This is a genomic window from Pseudorhodobacter aquimaris (genome assembly GCF_001202025.1).
GTDB lineage: Bacteria > Pseudomonadota > Alphaproteobacteria > Rhodobacterales > Rhodobacteraceae > Pseudorhodobacter > Pseudorhodobacter aquimaris.
Genome location: NZ_LGHS01000014.1, coordinates 1 through 14,472 on the forward strand (window position 1 = coordinate 1; position 14,472 = coordinate 14,472).

Genomic DNA, 14,472 nt, shown 5'->3' on the forward strand with positions numbered 1-14,472 from the left:
CACATAGGCCCAACTCCGGGGATCGTCATAAGCCGTGATGGTGCTTCATCTGTTTTTGCGCGGCCTTTGATCTCGTGGTCCAGCGCCATAATCCGTTCGTCAAAAAGAGCGATCTGATCGATGTATGCTTGGCAAAGGCCTAAGATTTCAGTCGGCAGGTCAGGCGCAACTTCATCAAAGCTGGGTATAATGCGTCTAAACTGAACCATCCCTTGAGCGACGACGACACCGTATTCTGCTAAATGACCCCGCAAAGCGTTTACCAACTGGGAGCGTTGGCGGACACATAAATCGCGTGTTCGAAAGACCATGCCCTGCGCCTGTTGTTCTGCGCTTTTAACCGAGACGTAGCGCATGGTCGGGCGCGATGCCGCCTCCGCGATCGCTTCTGCGTCATTTGCATCGTTCTTTTGACGCTTCACAAACGGCTTAACGTAAACAGGTGGGATTAGACGCGCCTCGTGACCGAGCTTGCCAATCTCACGCCCCCAATAATGGGACGTAGCGCAAGCCTCCATAGCAACAACGCACCTTGGAAGCTTACTCAGGAACGCAATAAGCTGAGACCGCGACAATTTCTTGCGGAACACAACGGAACCATCGGTGGCAGCCCCGTGCAGTTGGAAGCTCCGTGCAGTTGGAAGCCCCGTTTTGCTAAATCAATTCCTACTACGCTAACATTCTCTATGGATGCTCTTCCTTTGTATGACAGTTTAAACTGCTATCATTCTGGCACATTGCGATGCCGCCGGGTGGCGCATCCACCCCATTATTGATGTAGTGGAATATTGCTCCTTCGCGGCTTGGCGCCTGGCCTCCCAGCGGTTCACCAGTGGTGACCGGAGTGATGTGCTAACCGACGCAAAGGTCAAGGTCGGTCTGCCTCTCGCTGTTTGCACGCAAAAACCTGACGGCAGCAGATGGCAGGGGCGGGCGGCTATGGCGCCCTCTGAGGTATGAATGCCTTTATATGCACGGCTTCGAAAAGGACTCAGAGGCCAAGGCTGGCATCGGCAAGTGGCTGGCCTCTTACACCGGCGAATGCCCGCACCCGACGCATGGAATATTAACCCCCGACGAGGCGTACGCCAGCAAACCAGAACCAATGCAATTAGCAGCCCGAAATGAAATCCTGATCCATCGTAACAAGCCCGCCAGCGCCATCTCTTCGCGGATCGCTTCAAGCGCAACCTTGGCTTTGAGCATAGGCGAATGGTTCTCCCGTTCCTACATTTGGGATCACTTCTTTCGCCATGCTATCCACCTTAACAACTGGGGTGACTCTCCGCGACTGCCTCTCTCGTTGGTGGTCAGGCCGGTCTCAATGCCTTTGGCGCAAACTATGCCGCGCGCCTGAAATTCTGGAAAGACTAAAAACCAAACAAAATAGATATATTACATAATTATCATTATGCCTCATATCGCATTAGCTATTGAAATGCGTCACCCCCCCGTTGCGATGGCTTTATAGATCGGATCGCCAGCGCTGATCCGTGTAGCGTTTTCCGTGGCAAAGGACTCACTAACGGATCAGAGGGCATCTGCAAAACCCAACTGACGGCCCTAAGCCCGCATCTGAACAGGTTTGCCCCGCGCCCGATGTCTTGCTGGGCACCTTTCCCTAAACGGCGCGTTCGCACGGCAGGCCTATCACAGGTTGGGTCCGCGGTGGCAGGCGCTTGGGCGAAAAACAACATTGCGAAAAACCCGCTCTTCGCACCATCAGCAGGTTGAGGCGTTTTGCCGGTCATGCGTCTGGATCTCATCCATCATCACGGTTTGCGGCACCGGCATATCCCCTGCTTGCAGGGCGCGCAGCACTTGTCGGCGTCCTTCGATTCCTGTCGCGTCCTTGCGCTTTTTCAAAAAGTGAAAGCCAAGCACCTGCGCGGCAAGGTAGGGATGGGTTTCAACGAAATGGCCATTCATCACGCTACGCTCAACCAGCCGCAACAGGGCGGGTCGAGCGGTTTCTGTCGCCGCGTCACCCAGGATCCGGTCGCGCGCGGCGATCATATCGGGATCGGTGAGCGCCGCATACTCAAGCACCTTGCACAACCCCGCAGTCGACATGTTTTCTGCCTGCTGCATCATCAGCACGGGCGACAATAGCGCAGGCGCCACCAGCCCCGCCTGCATCATCGCGCGGGACAAGCCCTTTTCGCCATGCAGCAAAACCGAGCTGCGCCGGGATGAAACCGGATAGCGCCGCCAGAACTGCATAAATGCCGGATGGCCAAGCGCGCGAGGGCCAAACATCAGAAAATAGGATTGAAAATGCGCACGATGCGCCCGACCGGGCCGCTCCATCCATGCCGCCCCCGAAAACCCGTCATGGCCCGGCGCATGTTCCAGCCGCGCCAGCAGATCACAGTTTTCTTGCAGCGGGAACCAGATGCTGTCGTTCAGGATGACCAACCGCTCAGGGTGCCGTTCGTACTTTTGCAACAGCATGATACCGTCGCGGTAGCCGCCGAAATCATGGCCAAGGTTTGGCCGCTCTATCAGACGCCAGACCAGCGGCAACAAGCGCGCATGATCATCCCCGCAAAGGGCACCATTAGACACCACAAGCGGCGCATAGCCACAAGCATGCAGATGCCGACAGGTCGCCAGAATGGACCCCGCCAACCCATCCGGCTGCCATATCAGCAAAAGCGCCACCTTTGGCTGAAACGCCCGTCCCCCCGCATAGTCGCAAAGATCCGCGCCAAACGTCCGGTCGCGACGGCGTTGCGCAAAATATTCCGAAACCCGGGCGATACGGCCCGCAGCGCTTTCTCTGGCCCGCCTCAACTCACGCAGCAGCTTCGCTCTTTTTTTCATTGTACTTCTATATCCGCCCGCAGATTGCGCGCCCAAGCATAGAGAGGCGTGGGATGAGGGCAATCGATTTGCATGGACGCCGCCGCCAGCAGGCCCTAAAAACCGCCAAAAGTAAATCGCGGGAGATGGCTGTGCGAAATATTATCTGCATGAAATGGGGCACGCTCTATTCCGCCGATTATGTCAATGTTCTTTACGCGGCATGCCGCAAGGCGACCGCGGGGGATTTCCGCTTTATCTGCATGACCGATGACGCGACAGGACTTGCCGAGGGGATTGAACATTACCCCATCCCTGATATTGGCCTGTTACCCCAGCATTGGCGCGGCGGCGGCTGGCCCAAGATTTCGGTGTTCAAGCCCGGCCTTTTTGACATGGTGGGGCGCGTGCTCTTTATCGATCTGGATATGCTGGTCTTGCGGGATCTGGACGCGATGTTCGATCTGCCGCACCCCTTTGTTGCGACCGATATGGGCCCGCTTTGGGGTGATATGGCGCAATACGCCAAAGAAAAGCGCCTGCGACCAGAGCCGGGAACCTGTATCTTTGCCTTTGATGTCGGTGCCCAACAACAGATCTTTGACCGATTTACCCAAGGCCGGGACCGGTGGGTCCGCGATTATAATTTTGAGCAACAGGTCATCGGCTTTCACGCGAATACGATGGACTATTGGCCGGATGGCTGGGTGCTTTCCTTCAAGCGTCATCTGCGGCGGCCGATCGGTCTGGACCTGCTCCAACCCCCTGCCGAGCCGCCGACAAGCGCCAAGGTTCTGGCCTTTCATGGCAATCCACGGCCATTTGATCTGGTCAAATCCGGGATCTGGGGCCGCGCGCCGCATTTGGGACGTGGCCCTGTCAGCTGGATGCGCGACTATTGGGTGGAAAACGGCGGCAGCCTTTAGGCGGTTACGACCGCCGACTTAGGTCACGCTTGGCCTTCGGGAACAGATAACCCTTTTTCAACAGCCACCCTGCCCTACGGAAATAATTGCTGGCGCGCAGCCAGTAATGGGGCAAGCGCTTGTACCATTTGAATTTCACCACATCACCAGATGCGGTGCCGGTGATAAAGCTAACGCCGCCGTCATCGACATGGCTGGGGAATGGCTCTAGCCCGAACAGGCGGAAATCGTGGCGGAAAAAGCGGTTGATCTCATGGTCGGTCGCCCGCGTGATCGGCACCATCGCGGGCAGCAGCTTTTCAACCGTGGCGCGGGTGATCAAATAGGCCCCCGTTCCCGTCGCAGGCCCCAGATAGGCATTGACCCGATAGTCGCCCAGCTTGCCCTGTGTGATCGGCCCTTTGGCGCGGATCTTGTTCAGTTTCAGCATATCCCAGGCGTGATCATTGGCCAGCGCAAGATCGACCGCAGACAGAAAATCATCGTGAAAAACCACGTCATCTTCCAAAATCAACGCAGCAGGTTTGCCCGAGGCCAGAAATTCCTTCCACACCCCCAGATGCGAGGCGTAACAGCCAATCCCCCCCCAAAGCACCTTGCGGCCTAGGTTGCGCTCAAAGGCGGGCAGGTCCATCAGCGCGCGCAGCTCATCCTCGCGTGCCTTGCCGTCGACACCGTCAAAGACCGCATAGGACAGATCCATCTTTTGCAACTGCGCATCCATCTTGCGCCGCCGCTCTACGGCCCGCGGAAGATTGATCAGCCAGACACCGATATCATCTCTGGTTAGTGCCATGCCGTATTCTCCATCTGCGGGCTGCTTTGCGCCTATGTATGACGCGGGGCGCGAATCTGCAAACCTTTCAGAACAGAGAAATACCTAGCCCCGCAGGCGCGACTGGTAATCATTGGCCTGCCAATCGGCGCGGAAAAGCCAGCTTTGTTCAGGCTGACGTTCGGCCTGTTCGGCGGGGATCTCGACCTCGTCAAAGCCTGACCGCCGTGCCATGGCGTATTGATCGGCGATCAACGGGCCACGCGCGCGCAGACGTTTGGTAAACCCCATGCGCCGCAACGTCCGCGCAAGGGTAAAGCCGCGGCCATCCGCAAAGCTGGTGAAATCCACCCGGATCAGACCGAAATCATCCAGCCGCCCTTGCAGCATCGACAGATCCGCATCGGCAGGCAGATCAAGCCCCGGCCCGCCCGCGCCGCTGTTGGTTTGCGGGTTGTCGGTAAACCCGTTTTCCCAATCCTCCGCCGAAAATCCATTGTCCCTGACAAGTATGCTCATCCGCCTGCTCCTGATCTGACCACTTTACCGGCGCCAAAATGGATGCCGCATTCGGTTTTGTTCTGGCCCTGCCAACGGCCTTCGCGCCCCTTTGCAGGCACAGTGCATGGCGCGCAGCCAATAGAGCCATAGCCTTTGGCAACCAGCGGATGCGGCGGCAACCGATGCGCGGCGATATAGGCCGCGGTTTCGGAATGCGACCAATTCGCCAGCGGGTTCAGCTTGATACGGCCGGTGCCTTCCTCGGCCTCCAGCAGGGAAAGCTGTTCGCGTTTGCCGCCCTGATAGCGTTTGCGCCCGCTGATCCATGCATCAAACTCTTCCAGCCCCTTGGCCAGCGGTGCGGCCTTGCGCAGCGCACAGCAGGCATCGGGCATGGTTTTATGCAGCGTGCCGTCGGGGTCCTCCGCCGCCAGCTCCATCTCATCGGCGCGCAGCACACGCAGATCGCGCAGGCCCAAAAGATCGCCCAGTTCGCGTTGATATTGCAGGGTTTCCGCAAACAGCATTTCGGTATCGATAAACAAAACCGGCGTGTTGCGGTCGATCTCCGAGACCATATGCAACAGCACCGCCGCCTCGGCCCCGAAGCTGGACACAAGTGCGGTTTTGCCGAATTGCCCGTCGTGCAAGGCCGCCTCCAGCAGGCTGATGGCCTGTGCCTCAGCGAAATGGGTATTCAGACGCGTCGCGCGCTCTAACAGATTACTACTCTGCAGCATTGATCAGGACCTCTTGGTAAAGGGCGGCCTTGAACGGGGCAAGGCCAAGGCGGCGGTACGCGTCAAGGAAGGTCTCATCACGGCTTTCGCGCAGATCAAGGTAGGCCATCAGCAGACGTTCAATCGCGGGCACAATCTGGTCATAGGCAAAGCCCGGACCGGTGCGCGTGCCAAGGGCCGCATCCTCGGTATGGTCGCCGCCAAGGGTGATCTGATAGTTTTCAACCCCCGCCCGATCCAGCCCCAGAATGCCGATATGGCCAACATGGTGATGCCCGCAGGCATTGATGCACCCCGAGATTTTCAGCTTGAGCGGCCCGATGTCATGTTCAATCTTCAGCGCGTCAAAGTGCTGCGCGATCTGTTGTGCAACCGGGATCGAGCGGGCCGTTGCCAGCGCGCAATAATCCATACCGGGGCAGGCGATGATATCGGAAATCAGGCCGATATTCGCCGTGGCCAGGCCTATTGATGACAGCCGCGCATAGATGGCGGGCAGGTCGGATTTATGCACATGCGGCAGGATCACATTCTGCTCATGGCTGATGCGCAGCTCGTCATAGCCGTATTCCTCGGCCAGATCGGCCAAAAGGCGCATTTGGTCCGCGCTTGCATCGCCGGGGGTATCCCCATGTGCCTTGAGCGACACGGTGACAATCGCATGGTCGGGCCGCAGATGCGGCGCAAGGTTGGTATCGGACCACGAGCGGAACGCGGGGTTTTGCGCCCGTGCAGCCTCAAACGCGTCGATGCTGCCATCGCGGAATGTGGGCCGCGCAAATTGCGCCGTGATCTCACGCAGCATGACCTGATCCACACCCGTAAAGCCGGGGCGGATCTCGGCATAGCGGGCCTCGACAAGACGGCGGATCTCATCAATCCCGTGTTCATGGACTGTGACCTTGATGCGTGCCTTGAACTTGTTGTCGCGCCGCCCGATCTGGTTCCAGACCGACACAATCGCCTCAAGATAAGGTAGCAAATCCGCTTGCGTCAGAAACGGCGTGATCACCTTGCCAATCATCGGCGTGCGACCCAGACCCCCGCCCACGATCACCTCAAACCCGATCTCGCCACCCCGTTCCACCATGCGCAGCCCGATATCATGCGCGCGTGTCACCGCACGGTCATTGGGTGATCCGGTGATCGCGATTTTAAACTTGCGCGGCATGAACTGAAATTCCGGGTGGTCCGTGCTCCACTGTCGGATCAACTCGGCCACGGGGCGCGGGTCAGCCAGCTCATCCGCGGCGGCACCGGCGAAATGATCGGCGGTGACGTTGCGGATGGTGTTGCCCGAGGTCTGGATCGCATGCAGACCGACCTCACCCAATGCGTCCAGCATATCGGGGATATCGGCCAGCTTTGGCCAGTTGAACTGAATGTTCTGACGTGTGGTGAAATGGCCATAGCCCTTGTCCCAGCGTTCTGCCAGATAGGCAAGCTGGCGCATCTTGGCACCATTAAGCGTGCCATAAGGGATTGCCACCCGCAGCATATAGGCATGCAGTTGCAGATAGACGCCATTCATCAGACGCAGCGGTTTGAACTCATCCTCGGTCAGCTCACCGGACAAACGGCGGGCAACCTGCGCCCGGAACTGTGTATTGCGTTGGGCCAAAAAGGCCTTGTCGAAGTCATTATAGTGATACATCGCGTTGCTCCGCATAGTCGGCTTGCTTGCCATGAAACTTGTTGGACGGGCCTGTCTGGCGAAAGGCCTCGCGGAAATGCGTGGGCTGTGGCACGCCGCGCTCCAGCCGCACATCGGCCAGATAGACGCCCACAACCTCATGGTCGCGCGCATGGGCCACGCCGAGTGCCGCCTTTGCCGCCTCAGGATCGCTGAAAACCCGCGCATCGCGCAATTGCCGTACCCAACACTCATCGCCCCCAAGATAGACGACATCCCCTTCGACAAGCGCGTTGGCGGTAATAACCTGGGCGGTCATAGTGCTATTCCCTCTTGCAATTCCATCTGTGCCGCGCGTGGGGCGAGGCCCAGAAACATCAGCGCCGGACCGGACAATCCGGCCTTGGCCAGATCCGCCTCCAGCCGCACAATACTGGACGAAATGATACGTTGATCGGGGCGTGAGGCGTTTTCGATAACCGTTACCGGCGTGGCTGGCGCGGCGCCATGCATCAACATCCGCCCCTGCACAAAACGCGCGGCGCGCTTGCCCATATAGACCGCGGCCACCTCCCCTTCACGCGCGAGGGCGTGCCAGTCATGTTCGGCAAAGCCCTGCATGTCGTGGGCCGTCATAAAGCGCACAGCCTGATTGCGCCCGCGTTTGGTCAGGCTTTGGCCGATCGCGGCCACACTGGCCGAGGCGGCGGTGATGCCGGGCACAACCTCCCAGCCGATGCCTGCCGCATCCAGGGCCTCGATCTCTTCGTCCAGACGGCCGAAAACAGTCGGATCGCCACCCTTGAGCCGCACCACCCGCAAACCGCTTTGCCCGTGTTCGACCAAAAGCGCGTTGATATCGGCTTGGGGTTTCGAGGGGCCGAAGCCCTCTTTGCCGACCGAAATCATAGCGGCCTCTGCGCGGCACAGATCAAGGATCGGCCCTGAGACCAGCCGGTCATAGATCACCACATCCGCCGCCAACAGCGCGCCATAAGCCTTGCGCGTCAACAGGTCCGGGTCACCGGGGCCCGCGCCGACAAAGGCAACATGGCGCAGGGCAGCAGCCGCGTTTTGATCTGATGGGAGCTTTGACATATCAGGCGCCTGTTGTTTCTATCAGGCGCCATTATGGAATAATTTCCCGCATAAATGCCAGCACCCGCAATAATTAAAGAAATAATTCCAACAGGCAGGCTGTGAACACGACAGATTTCCACAGTTCAGGATGTTCGCAGAAACCTTGCCTGCCTATGGACGATTTCCCCCCTTGGGGATGATTCCTTTTGCGCCGTCAAAGCGCGCGGCCAGCCCCCGCAAGCCATTGGCAAAGCTGATGACATCTATGCCGACACCGGCAAAATTGCCGCCAGCCGCCTTGCAGCCTTCAATGAAATCCGGCTCTGTCGCCAAAAAGCCCGCGATCCGCCCTGCAGCCCGGATCCGGCGCAGCGCGTCATAGACCGCCTCACGCATGGCCGTATCGTCACCCGCCCCCAGCAACCCCATATCGGCGGCCAGATCTGCGGGGCCGATGAACACGCCATCCACCCCCTCAACCGCCAGAATGTCATCCAGCGCGGCCAGCCCCTTGAGGCTTTCGACCTGCACGATCAGACAGATCTGCGCGTTGGCGGTGGCGACATAATCGGCAATCGCGTTAAACTCCGACGCCCGCGCCAGCGCCGAGCCGACCCCGCGAAACCCCTCTGGCGGATAGCGCGTCGCGCGGACAAGGGTTGCGGCCTGTTCGGCGCTGTCGACCATGGGAACCAGCAGGGTCTGCGCGCCAATATCCAGAACCTGTTTGATCAGAACCGGATCGCCAATAGGCACCCGCACAATCGGGGTGGACGGCCCGCCCCGCAACACCGCAAACTGTGCCGAGATAGAGCGCAGATCGTTGGGCGCATGTTCCCCGTCAATCAGCAGCCAGTCAAAACCGGCACCCCCCGCAATTTCGGCCGCATAGGGATCGGCCATACCCAGCCAGATGCCATGCAGCACCTCACCAGCGAGCAAGCGTTGTTTCAGCGTATTTACAGGGGCGGGCATTGGCGGACCTCAAACTTGGAATGGCGGCCCTTGGGAAACCCGCAAGGGCAGAGAAGGCCACCGGACAGGAAAATCCGGCGCGCCGCAATCCGAAAACGCACCTTAACCCTATGAGGCCATCGTCTGACGAAACCGCAGCAGGGCCACGACAAAGAACGCCACGCTCAGCCCGACCATCACCAGCATATCGGGCCAAACCGTCCCCAGCCCCGCGCCGCGATACAAAATCGCCTGCGAAAAGGACACGAAATGCGTCGAGGGCGCGATCTGCATGATATTTTGCAGCCACGTCGGGATGCTCTCCATCGGGGTGGTGCTGCCCGACAACAGGTTCATCACCACCAGCACCGGCAGCGCCAAAAGACCGAACTGCGGCATCGAGGTGGTGAAGGTCGCCAACAAGATCCCCAGCCCCGTCACCGACACCAGATAAAGCACCGTCCCCGCCACAAACAGGCTGATAGAGCCCGCAATCGGCACCCCCAAGATCCCCTGCACCACCAGCCAGAGCGACAGGACCGCCGCCACGATGATCGCCAGACCATTGGCCCAGATCTTGGCCAGCATGATCTCGGAGGGGGTGACCGGCATGACCAGAAGATGCTCGATCGTGCCGTGTTCGCGTTCGCGGATCAGCGCCGCCCCCGTCAGCAAAACCGACAGGATCGTGACGTTATTGATCACCTGCATCACCGAGGAAAACCATGTCGATTGCAGGTTCGGATTGAATTGCGCCGTCACAACCAGATCAATCGGCAGGGTGGTCTCATCATCGTTGCGCGCCACGAATTTGGTGATCTCGGCGGTGATGATCTCTTGCAAGAACACCGAGCCGTTGCCCGCCTGTACCATCGCGGTAGCATCCACATTCAACTGCATTTCAGGTTGACGGCCCGCCAGCACATCCGCCTCGAACCTTGGCGGAAAGGACAGCACGAAAACAAAGTCGCCGTCATTCATCACCCGGTCCACATCCGAGGCCGCGATTTCCTGCGGCGTGTCGAATTCAGGCGGCAGGATGGCCCCCACGATCCGCCCCGTCAGATCGGAGCGGTCCAGATCGACATAGGCAACCGAGGCGTTGACCACCTCCAGCTTGGCGCCCGTCGCCACGGCATAGACCGCAAAGCTGAAGATATAGACGATCAGCAACAAAAGCACCGGATCGGCCCGCAGGCTGCGCAGTTCTTTCAACCCCAGCCGGTAGATATTGACAAGCCATTGCCGCATCTCAAGGCTCCTGTTTGCGCAACGCCAGAACCGACGCCGCGATGAAAAACAGCGCGAACCCCGCCAGCGCCAGATGGTTTTGCCACAGCTCCGCAAACCCCAGATCCTTGGTAAACGTGCCGACACTGATCTGTTGATACCACGCCGAGGGGAACCCCAGACCGATCATCCGCCCGCCCCCCGAAAGCGACGACACCGGCACCAACAGCCCCGAAAAATTCACCGACGGGATGATGGAAATGATCGCCGCCGCAAAGGTGGCCGCCACCTGCGTCTTGGTAAAGGTGGAAACCAACACCCCAAACCCCGTCGTCGCCAGCGCGTAAAACACTGTTCCGACCAAAAGCGCGGTGACAGAGCCTTTGATCGGCACACCGAACACGCCATAAGCCACCACCAGCAGGGTCAAAAAGCTGATGCAGGCGATAACGGCATAGGGCAATTGTTTGCCCAAGATAAACTCCAGCCGCGTCACCGGGGTAGAGCGGAAATTGGCAATCGATCCGGTCTCTTTTTCGCGCACAACCCCCATCGCGGCCATCATCGAGGGGATCAGAACCAGCATCAGCATGATCACCGAAGGCACAATGGCAAAGACCGATTTGAACCCTTGGTTATAGCGAAAACGTGTCTCTATTCCGGCCAGACTGGTGTCGATCTGCGCGCCATAAGTGCGCTCTATCTGGTCCTCCATATAGGAAACCGCCAACCCTTGCAGATAGCCGCGCGTGGTCTCGGCGCGAAAGGGCATGGCCGCATCAACCGCCACACGCACCTCGGGCCGCTCCGATTGCAAGAGCATCCGTCCGAAATCCGGCGGGATCTCGATGGCCAGCGCAATCTCGCCGCTGCGCAAACGGGCCTCCAGTTCGGCACTGCTGACGGCGGGGGGCTGGCGCGCGAAATAACGCGAGCCGGAAAACGCCTCCAGCAGGGTGCGGCTTTCGGCGGTCTGGTCCTGATCCAGCACCGCATAGGGCAGATCCGTCACATCAAAAGAAATGCCATAGCCAAAGGTCAGCATCAGGATAACCGGCCCCAGAAAGGCAAATGTCAGGCGCAAACGGTCGCGCAAAATCTCCATCACCTCACGCCGGGCAAAGGCCCAGATGCGCGCCAAGGCCCTGTTGCGCGGGGCGTCCAACGGATAATCGGTGGCCAGTTGCGAGGCGGGCTTGGGCGCATTTTCTCCCGCTGCCGTCCGCAGATAGGCCACGAAAGCCGTGCTCAGATCATCATTGCCCGCAATCTCGGCCGGGGTGCCGACGGTCAGCACCCGGCCCGCATGCATCAGGGATATCCGGTCACAGCGCTGTGCCTCATTCATGAAATGGGTGGAGACAAAAATCGTCACCCCGTCATTGCGCGACAGCCCAATCAAATGTTGCCAGAACGCATCGCGCGCCACCGGATCAACGCCCGAGGTCGGCTCATCCAGAATCAACACCTCGGGGGCATGGATCACCGCCACGGCAAGCTGCAACCTTTGGCGCAGCCCCAGCGGCAGGGCATCGGGGCGTTCCCCGGCCACATCGGCCAGATCGAATGTCGTCAGCATCTCGGCCACACGGTCGGCCCGCCTCTCCACCGGAATCTGGTATAGCTCGGCATGCAGATCAAGGTTCTGACGCACCGTCAGCTCGGAATAAAGCGAGAAGGATTGCGACATGTAGCCAACCCGCCTGCGGGTGCGCATGTCGCGCGCATCCAGCGTTTCACCAAAGAGCAGCGCCTCGCCTTCGCTCGCGGGCAAAAGCCCGGTTAGCATCTTCATCGTCGTAGTCTTGCCACAGCCGTTAGAGCCGAGGAAGCCGAAAATCTCACCGCGCTCGATCTCAAAACTCACGCTGTCTACGGCCGTGAAATCCCCGAACCGGCGCGTCAGCCCCTTGGCCTGAATGGCGGGGGGACCATCGGCGGGCGGACGCGGTGGCACGACGACCGCATGATGCCCGCGCCGCGCCTCTTCGGGCAGTAGCGCGATAAAGGCCTGTTCGAGACTGTCTTGCCCTGCCTGTTCGCGGATACGGGCGGGGGTTCCGGTGGCAATCACCTTGCCGTCCGACATGGCCGCCAGCCAGTCAAAACGCTCCGCCTCTTCCATATAGGCGGTGGCGACGATCACGCTCATCTTTGGGCGCTCTTGGCGGATATGGTCGATCAGATCCCAGAACTGCTGACGTGACAGCGGGTCAACGCCGGTTGTCGGCTCATCCAGAATAAGCAGGTCGGGGTCATGGATCAGCGCCGAACAGAGCGAGAGCTTTTGCTTCATCCCCCCCGAGAGCTTGCCCGCAGGCCGGTCGGGAAACGGGTCCAGCCCCGTTGCGCGCAACAGCGCGTCAATCCGCGCGGCCCGTTCCGGCGCCGATTGGGCAAAGAGCCTGCCAAAGAAATCCAGATTTTCGCGGACGGTCAACGTGGGATAGAGGTTGCGCCCAAGCCCCTGCGGCATATAGGCGATGCGGCGGTTACAGTCGCGCAAATGGCCACGGTCGCGGATATCGCCGTCCAACACCCGAACATCGCCGGTTTGCAGCCTGCGCACGCCCGACACCAGCGCCAACAACGTGGATTTGCCCACCCCGTCCGGCCCGATCAGCCCCGCCATACAGCCCGCCGGAATTTCCAGCGTCACATCCGCCAGCGCCGCAACCGGCCCGTAGTGATGCGTCACCCCCGTCAGTGATGCGACCGAGGCCTCGCTCATTCCGGCAATCTCACGGCAAGATCGGCGGGCCAGTCAGCATCCCCGACCACACGGACATAGCCCACCCCCGGCACGCCTGCGCGCGCGCGATCCTGATAATTGGCCAGCAATTCCGGCGCGACGGTCAGCTTGACGCGGAACATCAGCTGGTCCCGCTCATCTTGGGTTTCGACCGAACGCGGGGTGAACTGTGCCGAACTGGCCACAAAAGTCACCTTGGCGGGGATCACATAGTCGGGGATCGCGTCCAGAATGATCCGCGCCTCGGCCCCCACGGCCAGACGTCCCGCATCGCGCGCGGGCAAGAAAATCGTCATATACATATCCGACAGGTCGGTCAGCGTGACGATGCTGCTGCCGGCGGCCACGACCTCTCCGGCATGGGCCAGCACATATTGCACCCGCCCTGCGCGGGGTGCCTTGAGGCTGGAATCGTCAATCAGGCTCTGGATGCGGTCGACCGCGGCTTGGGCTGCGGCAATCGTCGCCTCGGCCAAGGGGATGCCCGCCTCGGCCGAGGCAACTGCGGCCTGCGCCGAGGCCAGTGCTGTGCGCTGCGTATCCAGTTGCGCCTGAGAGGCGATGGCGTTGGTCGCCAGCTTTTCTACCCGTTGGAATTCGGCCTCGGCGGTGGTCAGCGCGGATTGATACTGGCGCAACTGTGCCTCGGCCTGCAGCTTTTGCTGCTGTGCCTGCAAAACGGTGGCCTGCGCTTGGTGAAGCTGGGCTTGCAGCTCTGTGGTATCAACACGCGCCAGCACCTGACCGGCCTCGACCCAATCGCCCTCGGCCACCGCAAGTTCGGCGACGCGACCGGCCAGCTTGGAGGCGACATCGATCCGCTCTGCCTCGATCCGGCCATTGGACATGCTGATACCTTCGGGCAGGCCCGACCCCTGCGAGGATTGCCACCAGATCAAGCCACCCAGACCTATCGCGACAACCAAGGCCGCCGCACCGAACAGTGTTTTCTTCATGCCCAAACTTTCATCCATCTACTCATATCAGACCTGCCAACGGCCTTCTTCGCGCTTTCTAACGCAATTAGCGCGACAGATGTTGATCAAGATCAATCGTCACAAATCTGTACGCTGTAT

Annotated in this window: 13 protein-coding genes and 1 pseudogene; 2 read left to right on the plus strand and 12 right to left on the minus strand. The window is 59.9% G+C overall.

The window, feature by feature from the left end; translation table 11 throughout:
* A partial coding sequence (locus AKU94_RS02070; RefSeq protein ID WP_408633651.1) for an IS110 family RNA-guided transposase occupies nt 1-590 on the minus strand: 590 nt, incomplete at its 3' end.
* Between the two features lie 380 nt (nt 591-970).
* Here AKU94_RS02070 and AKU94_RS02075 point away from each other — a divergent pair.
* The gene (locus tag AKU94_RS02075) at nt 971-1,357 is read left to right on the plus strand and encodes a hypothetical protein (RefSeq protein ID WP_050525705.1); all 387 of its coding nucleotides are present in this window, start codon (nt 971-973) and stop codon (nt 1,355-1,357) included.
* Between the two features lie 365 nt (nt 1,358-1,722).
* Here the strand turns inward: AKU94_RS02075 and AKU94_RS02080 are convergent, their stop codons facing one another.
* A complete protein-coding gene (locus tag AKU94_RS02080; protein WP_050525706.1) occupies nt 1,723-2,826 on the minus strand; it encodes a rhamnan synthesis F family protein in 1,104 nt (367 codons plus the stop codon).
* A 131-nt stretch (nt 2,827-2,957) separates the two neighbouring features.
* On the opposite strand from AKU94_RS02080, the gene AKU94_RS02085 reads away from it, so the two are divergent.
* The gene (locus AKU94_RS02085; protein WP_157056363.1) at nt 2,958-3,731 is read left to right on the plus strand and encodes a glycosyltransferase family protein; all 774 of its coding nucleotides are present in this window, start codon (nt 2,958-2,960) and stop codon (nt 3,729-3,731) included.
* A gap of 4 nt (nt 3,732-3,735) precedes the next feature.
* On the opposite strand, the gene AKU94_RS02090 is transcribed toward AKU94_RS02085, so the two are convergent.
* The 10 genes and pseudogenes from AKU94_RS02090 to AKU94_RS02135 all read right to left on the minus strand — a co-directional run bounded on the left by AKU94_RS02090 (nt 3,736) and on the right by AKU94_RS02135 (nt 14,352).
* Nucleotides 3,736-4,527, minus strand: a complete 792-nt coding sequence (locus tag AKU94_RS02090; protein ID WP_050525708.1) for a glycosyltransferase family 25 protein — start codon at nt 4,525-4,527, stop codon at nt 3,736-3,738.
* An 84-nt stretch (nt 4,528-4,611) separates the two neighbouring features.
* Nucleotides 4,612-5,025, minus strand: coding sequence for a DUF934 domain-containing protein (locus AKU94_RS02095; RefSeq protein ID WP_050525709.1), 414 nt, complete (start codon nt 5,023-5,025; stop codon nt 4,612-4,614).
* Complete coding sequence (locus AKU94_RS02100; protein WP_050525710.1) at nt 5,022-5,747, minus strand: phosphoadenylyl-sulfate reductase; 726 nt, start codon at nt 5,745-5,747, stop codon at nt 5,022-5,024. Before AKU94_RS02100 ends, AKU94_RS02095 begins: the two co-directional genes overlap by 4 nt.
* Nucleotides 5,734-7,401, minus strand: a complete 1,668-nt coding sequence (locus AKU94_RS02105) for a nitrite/sulfite reductase (protein ID WP_050525711.1) — start codon at nt 7,399-7,401, stop codon at nt 5,734-5,736. The genes AKU94_RS02100 and AKU94_RS02105 overlap by 14 nt, the downstream gene beginning before the upstream one ends.
* A complete protein-coding gene (locus tag AKU94_RS02110) occupies nt 7,388-7,699 on the minus strand; it encodes a DUF2849 domain-containing protein (RefSeq protein WP_050525712.1) in 312 nt (103 codons plus the stop codon). The genes AKU94_RS02105 and AKU94_RS02110 overlap by 14 nt, the downstream gene beginning before the upstream one ends.
* Nucleotides 7,696-8,442: pseudogene (gene cobA / locus AKU94_RS02115) on the minus strand (uroporphyrinogen-III C-methyltransferase); the annotation flags it as partial. The pseudogene cobA and the gene AKU94_RS02110, both read right to left, overlap by 4 nt.
* 189 nt (nt 8,443-8,631) lie before the next feature.
* The gene (locus AKU94_RS02120) at nt 8,632-9,435 is read right to left on the minus strand and encodes an aldolase/citrate lyase family protein (protein WP_050525714.1); all 804 of its coding nucleotides are present in this window, start codon (nt 9,433-9,435) and stop codon (nt 8,632-8,634) included.
* Between the two features lie 108 nt (nt 9,436-9,543).
* On the minus strand, nt 9,544-10,665 hold the full coding sequence (locus tag AKU94_RS02125) for an ABC transporter permease (protein ID WP_050525715.1): 1,122 nt from the start codon (nt 10,663-10,665) through the stop codon (nt 9,544-9,546).
* 1 nt (nt 10,666) lies between these two features.
* Nucleotides 10,667-13,375, minus strand: a complete 2,709-nt coding sequence (rbbA, locus tag AKU94_RS02130; RefSeq protein WP_050525716.1) for a ribosome-associated ATPase/putative transporter RbbA — start codon at nt 13,373-13,375, stop codon at nt 10,667-10,669.
* Nucleotides 13,372-14,352 (minus strand): HlyD family secretion protein, encoded by a 981-nt coding sequence (locus tag AKU94_RS02135; RefSeq protein ID WP_050525798.1) that lies wholly within the window; start codon nt 14,350-14,352, stop codon nt 13,372-13,374. The genes rbbA and AKU94_RS02135 overlap by 4 nt, the downstream gene beginning before the upstream one ends.
* Nucleotides 14,353-14,472: the final 120 nt, after the last annotated feature.

What these genes read in the sequence shown, in the direction of transcription:
- AKU94_RS02075 (WP_050525705.1), top strand. Translation starts at nt 971, where the DNA reads ATGCACGGCTTCGAAAAGGACTCAGAGGCCAAGGCTGGCATCGGCAAG.
- AKU94_RS02080 (WP_050525706.1), bottom strand. Translation starts at nt 2,826, where the DNA reads ATGAAAAAAAGAGCGAAGCTGCTGCGTGAGTTGAGGCGGGCCAGAGAA.
- AKU94_RS02090 (WP_050525708.1), bottom strand. Translation starts at nt 4,527, where the DNA reads ATGGCACTAACCAGAGATGATATCGGTGTCTGGCTGATCAATCTTCCG.
- AKU94_RS02095 (WP_050525709.1), bottom strand. Translation starts at nt 5,025, where the DNA reads ATGAGCATACTTGTCAGGGACAATGGATTTTCGGCGGAGGATTGGGAA.
- AKU94_RS02100 (WP_050525710.1), bottom strand. Translation starts at nt 5,747, where the DNA reads ATGCTGCAGAGTAGTAATCTGTTAGAGCGCGCGACGCGTCTGAATACC.
- AKU94_RS02105 (WP_050525711.1), bottom strand. Translation starts at nt 7,401, where the DNA reads ATGTATCACTATAATGACTTCGACAAGGCCTTTTTGGCCCAACGCAAT.
- AKU94_RS02110 (WP_050525712.1), bottom strand. Translation starts at nt 7,699, where the DNA reads ATGACCGCCCAGGTTATTACCGCCAACGCGCTTGTCGAAGGGGATGTC.
- AKU94_RS02120 (WP_050525714.1), bottom strand. Translation starts at nt 9,435, where the DNA reads ATGCCCGCCCCTGTAAATACGCTGAAACAACGCTTGCTCGCTGGTGAG.
- AKU94_RS02125 (WP_050525715.1), bottom strand. Translation starts at nt 10,665, where the DNA reads ATGCGGCAATGGCTTGTCAATATCTACCGGCTGGGGTTGAAAGAACTG.
- rbbA (WP_050525716.1), bottom strand. Translation starts at nt 13,375, where the DNA reads ATGAGCGAGGCCTCGGTCGCATCACTGACGGGGGTGACGCATCACTAC.
- AKU94_RS02135 (WP_050525798.1), bottom strand. Translation starts at nt 14,352, where the DNA reads ATGAAGAAAACACTGTTCGGTGCGGCGGCCTTGGTTGTCGCGATAGGT.